This is a genomic window from Sphingopyxis sp. BSN-002 (assembly GCF_022024275.1).
GTDB lineage: Bacteria > Pseudomonadota > Alphaproteobacteria > Sphingomonadales > Sphingomonadaceae > Sphingopyxis.
Window position 1 is genome coordinate 2,415,982 of sequence record NZ_CP091804.1, and the last position, 12,050, is coordinate 2,428,031.

Here is a 12,050-nt window from a genome sequence, read left to right on the forward strand (position 1 = left end):
TGAAACAAAATTTCACGGATGTCGCGCTGCAGCAAAATAGTATTTCGCAGTTTCTCGCGGTTGTTGCAAATACGTCACAATGGCTGCCGAAACCGCAGAAGCGGCGGCAAATTCCCTTTACTCGACATGAATGAAGCCTCATCCCGCACGCTATCGGGGCATCTGTGTGTCGGCGTCATGCCGTCGTGCCGGGGGCTCGGGTACCATCACCATCAGTAGCAAGGGACTGCACTGTGAAAACCACCCAATATTCCAAGCTGAAGCTCAGCGCGGCACCGCTCGTCATGGGCGTTGCGCTGGTTTCGGCTCCTGCCTTCGCGCAGGACGCGCCGGCGGAAGAGGCGACGACGAACTCGGAAATCGTCGTCACCGGTACGCTGATCCGCAATCCGAACCTCGAACAGTCGACCCCGGTCAACGTCACCACCTCGGACGCCATCGAGCTGAAGCAGTCGAACGTCGCGGAAGAAGTCCTGCGCGAACTGCCCGGCGTCGTCCCGAACATGGGTTCGGCGGTGAACAACGGTAACACCGGCGGTTCGTACGTCGACCTTCGCGGCCTCGGCTCGACCCGCAACATCGTCCTGCTGAACGGTAACCGCGTCGCTCCGTCGGACGTGAACGGCCGCGTCGACCTCAACAATATTCCGCTGGCCCTGATCGAGCGCGTCGACGCGCTGACCGGCGCGGCGGTGACCACCTATGGTGCGGACGCCATCACCGGCGTCGTCAACTTCGTCACCAAGCGGGACTTCGCCGGCCTGGAAGTCCAGGCTTCGGAGCAGATTACCGAGCAGGGCGACGGCAACGTCTTCCGCGTCGACGCGACGATCGGTGCGAACTTCGACGACGGCCGCGGTAACGCAGTTCTCAGCATCGGCTACCAGCAGGCCGACGCCGTCTATCAGGGCGACCGCGATTTCTCGGTCTTCCAGGTCGACAGCTACACCGGCGGCGCCGGCGGTTCGGGCACGGCGGTTCCGTCGCGCTTCTCGGGCACCCGTCCGATCGATCCGCTCACGGGCCTGCCCAGCGTCGACCCCACGGTCGGCAACGGCGGCGTGCGCCAGATCAACGCGCAGGGTCAGGCAGTCGCCCCCTTCGCGTCGTTCAACTTCAACCCGTACAACATCTTCCAGACGCCGTTCCAGCGCTATAACATCTATGGCCAGGCGAACTACGAAGTGTCGGACGCGGTCGAGGTCTACGCTCGCGGCATGTTCTCGAAGAACAAGGTTTCGACCATCATCGCTCCGTCGGGTTCGTTCGGCGGTTCGGTCACGATCAACCTGAACAACCCGTTCCTGCCCGCCGCGCTGCGCAACCAGTTCTGCGCTTTCAACACGGCGACCCCGGAATCGGGTCTCTACACCCCGCGCTTCACCGCAGCGGAGTGCGCGGCGGCTGCCACGGCGACCGGCCCGAGCGATCCGAACTATCGCACGGTCACGACCGCCCTGTCGCGTCGTACGCCTGAAGTCGGTCCGCGCGTCAGCGACTATCAGACGACCTTCTTCGACTATCGCGTCGGCGCCCGCGGCGGCATCACCGACACGATCGACTGGAACATCGAAGGCGCCTATGGCGAATCGGAAAATATCCAGAACATCCAGGGCTATACGCTCCAGTCGCGCTGGCGGCAGGGTTCGCTCGTCAACGGCACGCTGGCCAACCCGGTCTGCCAGGACTCGTCGAACGGCTGCGTCCCGCTCAACCTGTTCGGCCCCGAAGGCTCGATCACCCCGCAGATGGCTGACTTCCTGACGGAAAACAGCACCTCGACCAACCGTACCTCGCTTGCGCAGGCACGGGCGATCATCTCGGGTGACCTCGGCTTCTCGTCGCCGGGCGCTGTTCAGCCGATCGGCTTCGCGATCGGTGGCGAATATCGCAAGTACAAGGCACAGCAGCAGTCGGATCTTCTCGCGAAGACCGCGGGTGAACTGGGTGGCGCCGGCGGCGCGGCCCCAGACATCGACGGTGGCTATGACGTTTACGAGGCTTATGCCGAAATCGTCGCGCCGCTGATCGAGGACAAGCCCTTCTTCGAAAGCCTGACGCTCGAAGCCGGTATCCGTTATTCGGATTACAGCATCGAGGGTGCCGGTGGTTACAACACCACCACGTGGAAAGCCGGCGGCAGCTGGGAACCGGGCGCCGGCGTCAAGTTCCGCGGCAACTACAGCCACGCTGTTCGCGCTCCGAACATCGGCGAGCTGTTCACCCCGACCTCGGTTGGTCTGACCAACCTGGCGCTCGACCCCTGCGCGGGCTCGGCTCCGGTCGGCAACGCCAACCTGCGTGCGGTTTGTATCGCGCAGGGCGCGACGGCTGGCCAGATCGGTTCGATCACCAACCCGACCGCGGCTCAGGCCAACATCACCACCGGTGGTAACCTGAACCTGAAGCCGGAAAAGGCGAACACCTGGACCTTGGGCGTCGTCTTCCAGCCGGAATTCCTGCCGCGCTTCAACCTGTCGCTCGACTATTACAACATCCGAGTCACCGACGTGCTTGGCGTTCCGCTTCCGGGCGACATTATCGCAGCCTGCTTCGATAACGTCACGGCCGGCAGCGCGACCGACCCGGCTTGTACGGCGATCCGTCGTAACCCGCTCACCGGCGGCCTCGACGGCGATCCGGCGACCACCGGTGGTCTGTTCGGTACCACGAACAACCTCGGCCGCCTGTTCACCGACGGCGTCGACCTGCTCATGAACTACAACATGGATCTGGGCTTCGCGAGCCTCGACTGGTCGTTTGTCGGTAACTGGACGCACAGCTCGAAGTTCAAGGCGAACGCAGCCGATCCGGCTTCGCTCAACCGCGAATGCGTCGGCTACTACAGCGTGAACTGCTCGTTCACGGGCTCGATGCAGCCGGAATTCCAGTTCTCGAACCGCTTCACGCTGGGCTTCGACAAGGTCGACGTCTCGCTGCTGTGGCGCTGGCAGGACGGAATGTCGTTCGAACCGCAGCAGTTCCAGGACGATCTGGACTTCGCGCTGGCCAACCCGGCCGACTGTCCGAACCCGACCGGTGCCGATCCGGGCGGTTGTGTCGTCGATCCTGCCTACCGCAAGATCAAGGCGCACAACTATTTCGACCTGACCACGCGCTTCAACGTCAGCGAGAATCTGACCTTCACTGCGACGGTCCAGAACCTGCTGAACCAGAAGCCGCCGATCGTCGGCAACTCGATCGGTTCGACCACCTACAACAGCGGCAACACCTTCCCGTCGTCCTACGACGCGCTGGGCCGTCGCTTTGCGGTGTCGGCGAAGCTGAAGTTCTAATCGACTTCAAGCTACGGCAAGAATCGGGGGCGGACAGCAATGTCCGCCCCTTTTTCTATGTCATGATGAAAAGGCAGATCGGGCTTCACTAGCCCGGAGTCGCGAGGTTTCAGCGCAGGGGAAGCGCCTGCGGAAGCGTGAGCGGGATGCCGGCCTGCTGCGCAACGGCCTCCGCCCAGACGACCACCTGTGCGATCTCTTCGCCATGGGCTGCTTCGGCGCGGGCGAGATCCTGCTGGCGCTCGCCTGCCGCGAAGGGCGCGCCGGACTTGCTGTTGCGGCCGAGCGCGGGATGCCCGGCGATCGCCGTACGCTCGCCAGCCAGTCCGTAATGATCCATCGCGGCCGTCACGGCCGCCACCGGATCGCCGGTCAGCGTTTCGCTGTCGAGCGACGCGATCCGGTCGGGCGCCCACTCGATAAGCGCGGCGAACGCCTGTTGCTGGGCGAGCCAGCCGACTGCCGCGACCTGCAGGTCCGACTGGCGGAAATAGTCGCGGGGGTCGAAGCCGAGCCCGACATAGCCGTCGGCCAGATAGGATTCGAGCAGTTCGCGGCACCAGAGGCGGCACCACATGCCCTTGCGCGCGACGGACAGCAGAAAGGAACGCAGCGGCGCATGAAGCAGGATCGCCCGCGCCTCGGGTCGCAGCATCAGCGCGCCCCGGGCGAGCGGGTTGAAGATGTTCGAGGGCTTTACCACGACCGCCTCGCCGGCAACGAAACCGCGCGCCAGCATCGTCAGCGCATCGTTCATCGCGCGGCCGTGCTCGCGCGGATCGGCGCCGCGGCGGCGCCAGCCGACCATGTCGTTGAGCAGAACCGGTTCCGACAGGCCCGTCGCGGAGCCGGGGCGGTCGAGTGCCTGGACGAGCATCGTCGAGGCACAAAAGGCAGAATGAAAGAGAAAATGGATCGGCGTGATCGAGGGTTTCGCTGCGGCGCTGCAATCCTCCCGCCGCAGCACCAGCGGCGCTGTCTCCTCGCCCAGATGCAGGTCGGTGAGGAACGGGACCCCGTTCCGCGCCTCGCGCGGGACGCGGCGGAAATGGAAGGCGTCGTGTCCGGCGTCATAGCGATGGGCAAGCCATTCGGCGTCGCCCAATATGGCAGCGATTGAGAGCTCCGCGGTCATCAATCGACCTTGCCGACTGCCCTTGCCGATGGCAAGCATGGCCATGGCCAATCCGACCCCGCCAGCCGCTGCCATCGAAGCCAACCGCCTCGGGATCGCGGCGTTGCAGGCCGGCGATGCGGAAGCCGCCGCCGCCCATTTCGCCGCCGCCGTTGCCGCCGATCCCCGTTCGGGCGCGCTGCAGCGGAATCTTGCGTCGGCATGGCGGGCGCTGGGCGACGAAACCCGTGAACTGGCGGCGCTCGATGCCGCGCTCGCCGTCGATCGCCGCGATCTGATGGCGTGGGTCCGCAAGGCCGAACGGCACGAGATACGGGGCGAGGGCGGTCAGGCGCTGGCGGCATGGAGCGCCGCGGTATCGCTCGGCGCCCAGCTCGATGCCGTGCCCGCGCCGCTCGAACCCCTGCTCGCGCAGGGCCGGACCTTCATCGATCGCGCAACGGGCGCGATGTTCGCGGCTGCCTCTGGCGCATTCGGCGAACTTCGCGGCGGCTTGTCGGAGGGGGAAGCGCGTCGCGGCGAGGCCTTCATCGCCAGCGCTCTCGGTCGCCGGCGCATCTACCGGAATGAATGTGCCGGGACCTATTACCCCTTCCTGCCCGCCGACGAGTTTTTCGACCGTGGTCATTTTCCGTGGATGGCGGAAATCGAAGCGCAAACCGGCGCCATCCGCGCCGAGCTGGTCGCTTTGCTCGACGATCCGGGGGAAGCGCTTCGCCCCTATGTCCGCATGGACGCGGGAACTCCCGATTCGATCTGGACCGGGCTCGACAACCGGCTCGACTGGGGGGCCTGTTTCCTGTGGGAATATGGCGAACCGAACCAGCTGGTTCTGGACCGCTGCCCTGCCACCGCCGCGGCGCTGGCCGCCATTCCGGGCGCGCGCATTCCTGGGCGGGCGCCGAGCGCTTTCTTCTCGATGCTGAAACCGCACACGCGCATTCCCGCGCATACCGGCGTCACCAATACGCGTGCGATCGTCCACCTGCCGCTGATCGTTCCGCCGGGCTGCGGCTTTCGTGTCGGCGGCGAGACGCGCATGTGGGAGGAGGGCCGGGCCTTCGCCTTCGACGACACGATCGAACATGAGGCGTGGAACGACAGCGACGATCTGCGCGCGGTGCTCATTTTCGACGTGTGGAACCCGCATCTGACCAGCGGTGAGCGCGAGCTGCTGCTGCGCTATTTCGCGTCGGCGGACGGGTCGGGCTACGCCGTACCGCGCTGACAGGGCGCCGGTCGGCAGGTGGCTGTCATTGGCCGAAATTCAGCTTTGCGAAAGCCCGTCTCGCAAATATGATGCGCCATCGAGGCTGCGGGGCGGGACCCGCGGTAGGAGGATTTGCATGACCAGGATTTTGCCCGCTTTCGTTGCGGTCGCTCTTTTGGCCGCACCGGCCGCTTTCGCTGCGGAAACCACGGTGCCGGCCGATCGCGCGCCGCCGCCCAAGACCCCGTCGCTGATGACGCCGACCGAGATCAAGGCGTATAACGAGGGTCTGCCGCAGACCCATCCCTATTACATCAAGTGCCGCAAATCGGTGGAAATCGGTTCGCTGGTGAAGAAGAACCGCGTGTGCCACACCAATGCGGACTGGAAGATCGCCTTGGAAAAGGGCGCCACCAGCGCACGCGAAACCGCCGAGGCGATGCAGAGCAAGGCGGGCAACAGCTCCAACTGATAGCTGCCCCTGCAGTTCGATTACGGGAGGACCGGATGCTTAGAATCGCAAGCCTGGGAATCGTCATGGCGCTGTCGTCGGCAGCGCCGGCACTTGCGAGCGACGCCGATGCGCCGCTTGCGCGCGCACCCTCTGACATGACGGGCGACGAGATCGACGCCTATAATGTCGGGCGCGCCGCGACCTCGCCCGACTATATCCGCTGCCGCCGGATCGAGCAGATCGGATCGCTGGTGAAGAAGCAGCGCGTCTGCAACACCAATGCCGAATGGCGGCGGATCACCGACAAGGGCAATCAGGACGCGCGCGATACGCTGGAGGCGGTGTCGCGCAGCTTCAACAACGGGCAGGAACCGCGCGACCAGTCGGAACCGATGATCGGACGCCCGCGCTAGGGAGATGGCAATGCAGATGATGGCGCTGTTTCTTCTCGCGGCGGCTGCCGCGCCTGCTCCTGCCACGGTCGAGCGTGTACCGCTCGATCGCCCGGCCTCGACGATGACCAATGCCGAGATCAAGGCCTATAACGAAGGGCTGGCGCCGACCGACGCCGCCTATATCAAGTGCCGCAAGATCGAGGAGATCGGTTCGCTGGTGAAAAAGGCGCGCGTCTGCCACACCAACGACGAGTGGAAGGCGCTCTGGGTGCAGGGCAATCAGGATTCGCGCGACACGATGGACGCCTATGCCAGCAAGGCGGGCGATTGCCGGGCGACCGATACCTGCTGAGGCGGCCGGACGAGACGAAAAAAGGGCGGCATTTCTGCCGCCCTTTTTCATTATACGGCGGAGAGTTTCAGCGCCCCGTCACCCTCATCGACCTTGATCGTCGAGCCGTCCCTGACCTCGCCCTTCAGGATCAGGTCGGCGAGCGGGTCCTGCAGATATTTCTGCACCGCACGCTTCAGCGGCCGTGCGCCATAGACCGGATCATAACCGACGCGCCCGAGCCACGCCCGCGCGGCGTCGGTGAGGTCGAGCGTCACCTTGCGGTCGGTGAGCAGCTTCTGGACGCGGGCGACCTGGATGTCGACGATGCCGCCCATATGCTGCTGCGCGAGACGGTGGAACAGCACGATCTCGTCGAGCCGGTTCAGGAACTCGGGCCGGAAATGCGCGCGCACCACCTCCATCACCGCGGGTTCGGCCTGCTCGACCGGGGCGTCGTCGGGAAGCGCGGCGATCGCCTGGCTGCCGAGGTTCGACGTCAGGATGATCAACGTGTTGGTGAAGTCGACCGTGCGCCCCTGCCCGTCGGTCAGCCGCCCGTCGTCGAGCACCTGCAACAGGATGTTGAACACGTCGGGATGCGCTTTCTCGACCTCGTCGAACAGCACGACCTGATAGGGCCGGCGGCGCACCGCTTCGGTGAGCGTGCCGCCCTCCTCATAGCCGACATAGCCCGGGGGAGCGCCGACGAGCCGCGCGACGCTGTGCTTCTCCATGAATTCGGACATGTCGATGCGGACCATCGCATTGTCATCGTCGAACAGGAAGCGTGCGAGCGCCTTGGTCAGCTCGGTCTTGCCCACGCCCGTGGGGCCGAGGAACAGGAAGCTGCCGAGCGGACGATTGGGGTCCTGCAGGCCGGCGCGCGCGCGGCGAACGGCGGTCGAGACGGCACGAACCGCTTCGTCCTGCCCGATCACGCGCTTGCCCAGCGTCTCTTCCATGCCGAGCAATTTCTCGCGCTCGCCTTCCATCATCCGGTCGACGGGGATGCCGGTCCATTTGCTGACTACCGCGGCGATATCGTCGGCGGTGACTTCCTCGCGCAGCATGGCGTTGCCCGCCGCAGCCTGCGCCGCTTCGAGCTGCTTTTCGAGGCCGGGGATCGTGCCGTAGCTGAGCTCGCCCGCCCTTGCGAGGTCGCCCGCGCGCTGCGCCTGATCGAGCGCCGAACGCGCCGCGTCGAGCTCTTCCTTGATCTTCGCCTCGGCGTGGATCTTGTCCTTTTCGGCGTGCCATTTCTGGGTGAGCTCGGCCGACTGCTGCTCGAGGTTTGCCAGTTCGCCCTGCAGGGCCCTGAGCCGGTCCTTCGACGCGGCGTCGCTTTCCTTGCCGAGTGCGGCCTCCTCGATCTTCATCTGGATGATGCGGCGGTCGAGACCCTCGATCTCCTCGGGCTTCGATTCGACCTCCATGCGGATGCGGCTGGCGGCCTCGTCCATCAGGTCGATTGCCTTGTCGGGCAGGAAACGGTCGGAGATATAGCGGTTCGACAGCGTCGCGGCGGCGACGATCGCGCCGTCGGTGATCCGCACGCCGTGGTGCAGCTCATACTTCTCCTTGATGCCGCGCAGGATCGAGATCGAATCCTCGACCGTCGGCTCGCCGACGAACACCGGCTGGAAGCGCCGCTGGAGCGCGGGGTCCTTTTCGACATGCTTGCGATATTCGTCGAGCGTCGTCGCGCCGATGCAATGGAGTTCGCCGCGTGCGAGCGCGGGCTTCAACAGGTTTGAGGCGTCCATCGCACCCTCGCCCTTGCCCGCGCCGACCAGCGTGTGCATCTCGTCGATGAAGAGGATGATCTCGCCCTCGGCGGCCTTCACATCGTCGAGCACGCCCTTCAGCCGCTCCTCGAACTCGCCGCGATATTTGGCACCCGCGATCAGCGCGCCCATGTCGAGCGACAGCAGCCGGCGATCCTTCAGACTGTCGGGTACGTCGCCGTTGACGATGCGCAGCGCGAGGCCTTCGGCGATCGCGGTCTTGCCGACGCCGGGCTCGCCGATGAGGACGGGATTGTTCTTGGTACGGCGCGCGAGAATCTGGATCGTGCGGCGAATTTCCTCGTCGCGCCCGATCACGGGGTCGAGCTTGCCCTCGCGCGCGACTTCGGTGAGATCGCGCGCGAATTTCTTGAGCGCATCATAGCGGTCTTCGGCTGACGCCGTGTCGGCGGTGCGGCCACCGGTCAGCTTGGTGATCGCGGCGTTGAGCGCCTCGGGCTTCACGCCCGCGTCGGCGAACGCCTTGCCCACCGGCGTGTTCGGCGCGAGCACCATCGCCAGCAGGATATTCTGGACCGCGACGAATTCGCTGCCGGCCTTGGCGGCGATCTGCTCGGACTGGTCGAGCAGGCGCACGGCGTCATTGTCGAGCCCGGGCGTCTGCTGCGCGCCCGAGCCCGATACGGCGGGCACCTTGGCGAGCAGTGCGTCGATGCCCTGCGTCGCGCGCGCGACATCGCCGCCGCTCTCGCGGATCAGGCCCGCGGCCATCCCCTGATTGTCTTCGAGCAGCGCTTTTGCGACATGCTCGGGCGAAATCCGCTGATGGTTCATGCGGATCGCGATCGTCTGCGCCGCCTGCAGAAAGCCCTTGGCGCGGTCGGTAAATTTTTCGAGGTTCATGCTGGATAAGCCCCTTTCCTGCCCGCCAAGATAGTGTTGCCATTCTGCAACACAAGGGCCGGTACGCGTCGACAGGGGCTTTTCTTCAAAGCGTCTTTTCGGGCGCGTCAATCTGTCATCGAACCGACCGTTTGCCTGTCACATGCACCTTCTAGGAGCGCGTCCGGTCGGGGGAAAACCAGATGATCCAACCCCGCCGGTCCATAACCAAAAGGGGTTCCCATGACGCGCTCTCTCTCCTCGCTGCTGCTCGCCGGCAGCGCCCTAGTCGCCGTTCCCGCCTTTGCACAGGAGGCTCCGCTGCCTGCCGACGAGGCGAATGCCGACGCGGAAATCGTCGTCTTCGGTCGCGGAGAAACGCGGCAGGTGCAGGATCTGTCGGGGAGTGAAATCGTCACGCTGGCACCCGGAACCAGCCCGCTGAAGGCGATCGAGAAACTGCCCGGGGTGAATTTCCAGTCGGCCGACGCCTTCGGCAATTACGAATGGTCGCAGCGCGTCTCGATCCGCAGCTTCAACCAGAACCAGATCGGCTTCACCTTCGACGGCGTCCCGCTCGGCGACGGCAGCTATGGCAACAACAACGGCCTGCATGTCTCGCGCGCAGTGATCTCCGAAAATGTCGGCAGCGTCCGCGTCTCGCAGGGCTCGGGCTCGATCGGCACGCAGGCGACGAACAATCTCGGCGGGACGGTCGAAACCTTCTCGGCCGACCCGGTCGGCAGTTTCGCAGTCCAGGCGAACGGCACCTACGGCAGCGACGACACGATCCGCGGCTATGTCCGCGCCGACTTCGGCAACGAGCAGGGCCTCGCCGGCTATGTTTCCTACCTCTATGGCACCACCGACAAGTGGAAGGGCGACGGCGTGCAGGAACAGCGCCAGCTCAATGCCAAGCTGGTCGTGCCGGTCGGGACCGCCAAGCTTGACTTCTGGTACAGCTTCTCGCGCCGCAACGAGCAGGATTATCAGGACATGTCGCTCGACATGATCCGTCGGCTCGGCACCGACTGGGACAATTTCGGCCCCGGCCAGTATGCACTGGCGATCCGTGTTGCCGACATCGCAAACAACCGCGGCGATACCGGCGCGCCGGTGAGCAATCCGGCTGCAGGCACTGCCTATCCGGCGCCGATCGGAACCGTCGACGACGCCTATTTCGACGCTGCGGGCATCCGCCGCGACCATCTGGCCTATCTGGGCATCCGCGGCGACATCGGCAGCGAAGGCAAATATCTGCTCCGCGGCTATTATCACAACAACAAGGGGCAGGGGCTGTGGGGGACCCCCTATGTGCCGAGCCCGAACGGCGTGCCGATCTCGATCCGCACCACCGAATATGACATCGACCGCTACGGCCTGTTCGGTTCGGTCACGCTGCCGGTCGCGACCACCGACCTGACCGTCGGCGGCTGGTACGAACAGACCGACTTCTCGCAGGCACGGCGCTTTTACGCGCTGACCAGCCGCGACGATCCGGGTCGCAGCTTCACGGGTTTTCAGAAGAATCCCTTTTTCACCCAGTGGGAGTTCGATTTCTCGACCGAGACACTGCAATATTATGTGCAGGACAAGATCGACCTCGGTGCGTTGACGATCAATCTCGGCTGGAAGGGCTTTCGCGTGACGAACGAAGCGACACCGGTCGTCGCGGCGACGCTCGCGTCGGGCAGGATCAAGACCGAGGACTGGTTCCAGCCGCACGCCGGCTTCGCAGTCGAGCTTGGCGACCATGCCGAAGTCTTCGGCGGTTTCACGCAGGTGACGCGCGCGTTCGTCTCTGCGAGCACCGCCGGCCCCTTCGCGACCACGCAGGTCGGTTTCGACAATATCAGGGACACGCTGAAGCCCGAGACGTCGGACACCTACGAACTCGGCCTCCGCTATAACAGCTCGTGGTTCAATGGCGTGCTGGCCGGCTATTATGTCGATTTCAGCAATCGCCTGCTCGCTTTCTCGCCCGGCGCGGGGATCCAGGGCAATCCGGCGGTGCTGCAGAACGTCGGCTCGGTGCGCTCGCTCGGCGTCGAGGTCGCTGGCGAAGTCCGCTTCGGCGGCGGGTTCAGCGCTTATGTGTCTTACGCCTATAATGATGCGACCTATCGCGACAATGTGCTCGACGCGCTGGGTGCGATCGTCGCCGCGACGAAGGGCAAGCAGGTGGTGGACGCGCCGAAGCATGTCGCGCGCGGCGAGCTCGCCTACGACAACGGTCCGATCTTCGGGCGGATCGGCGCCAATTATATGTCGGAACGCTTTTTCACGTACGAGAATGACCGGAAGGTCGACAGCCGCATCGTCGTCGATGCGACGATCGGCTATCGCGTCACCGACAATATCGAGGTGCAGCTCAACGCGACCAACCTGTTCGACGAGGATTATGTCGGGACGATCGGCTCGAACGGCTTCGGCAATCGGGGCGATAGCCAGACCCTGCTGATCGGCGCGCCGCAGCAGTTCTTCGGCACGATCAAGGTCAATTTCTGAATCGAAGCAGGGGCGGCGCGCGCCGCCCCTGCTTCACCCGGATAGAGCCGGCCATCGACGGCGGCTTGCCATCGGCGCCAAGCCTCGCCAC

At 64.9% G+C, this 12,050-nt stretch carries 8 protein-coding genes; 6 read left to right on the forward strand and 2 right to left on the reverse strand.

Features of this window, described 5'->3' with window-relative positions; all coding sequences use genetic code 11:
- The first annotated feature begins 233 nt into the window (after nucleotides 1-233).
- Entirely contained in the window at nucleotides 234-3,296 is a 3,063-nt protein-coding gene (locus tag L7H23_RS11900; protein ID WP_237836081.1) for a TonB-dependent receptor, read from the forward strand.
- A 109-nt stretch (nucleotides 3,297-3,405) separates the two neighbouring features.
- On the opposite strand, the gene L7H23_RS11905 is transcribed toward L7H23_RS11900, so the two are convergent.
- Nucleotides 3,406-4,431 carry a hypothetical protein gene (locus L7H23_RS11905; RefSeq protein ID WP_237836082.1) on the reverse strand — a complete coding sequence of 342 codons (1,026 nt, stop codon included), beginning with the start codon at nucleotides 4,429-4,431 and terminating at the stop codon, nucleotides 3,406-3,408.
- Between the two features lie 43 nt (nucleotides 4,432-4,474).
- Here L7H23_RS11905 and L7H23_RS11910 point away from each other — a divergent pair, with 43 nt between their 5' ends.
- The 4 genes from L7H23_RS11910 to L7H23_RS11925 all read left to right on the forward strand — a co-directional run bounded on the left by L7H23_RS11910 (nucleotide 4,475) and on the right by L7H23_RS11925 (nucleotide 6,842).
- A complete protein-coding gene (locus L7H23_RS11910; protein WP_237836083.1) occupies nucleotides 4,475-5,659 on the forward strand; it encodes an aspartyl/asparaginyl beta-hydroxylase domain-containing protein in 1,185 nt (394 codons plus the stop codon).
- Nucleotides 5,660-5,777: 118 nt separating this feature from the next.
- Nucleotides 5,778-6,113, forward strand: coding sequence for a hypothetical protein (locus L7H23_RS11915; RefSeq protein ID WP_237836084.1), 336 nt, complete (start codon nucleotides 5,778-5,780; stop codon nucleotides 6,111-6,113).
- Nucleotides 6,114-6,148: 35 nt separating this feature from the next.
- On the forward strand, nucleotides 6,149-6,508 hold the full coding sequence (locus L7H23_RS11920) for a hypothetical protein (RefSeq protein WP_237836085.1): 360 nt from the start codon (nucleotides 6,149-6,151) through the stop codon (nucleotides 6,506-6,508).
- A 10-nt stretch (nucleotides 6,509-6,518) separates the two neighbouring features.
- A complete protein-coding gene (locus tag L7H23_RS11925; RefSeq protein WP_237836086.1) occupies nucleotides 6,519-6,842 on the forward strand; it encodes a hypothetical protein in 324 nt (107 codons plus the stop codon).
- A 50-nt stretch (nucleotides 6,843-6,892) separates the two neighbouring features.
- On the opposite strand, the gene clpB is transcribed toward L7H23_RS11925, so the two are convergent.
- Entirely contained in the window at nucleotides 6,893-9,472 is a 2,580-nt protein-coding gene (gene clpB / locus L7H23_RS11930) for an ATP-dependent chaperone ClpB (RefSeq protein ID WP_237836087.1), read from the reverse strand.
- Between the two features lie 222 nt (nucleotides 9,473-9,694).
- Here clpB and L7H23_RS11935 point away from each other — a divergent pair, with 222 nt between their 5' ends.
- Nucleotides 9,695-11,959 carry a TonB-dependent receptor gene (locus L7H23_RS11935; RefSeq protein WP_237836088.1) on the forward strand — a complete coding sequence of 755 codons (2,265 nt, stop codon included), beginning with the start codon at nucleotides 9,695-9,697 and terminating at the stop codon, nucleotides 11,957-11,959.
- The last annotated feature ends 91 nt before the right edge of the window (nucleotides 11,960-12,050 follow it).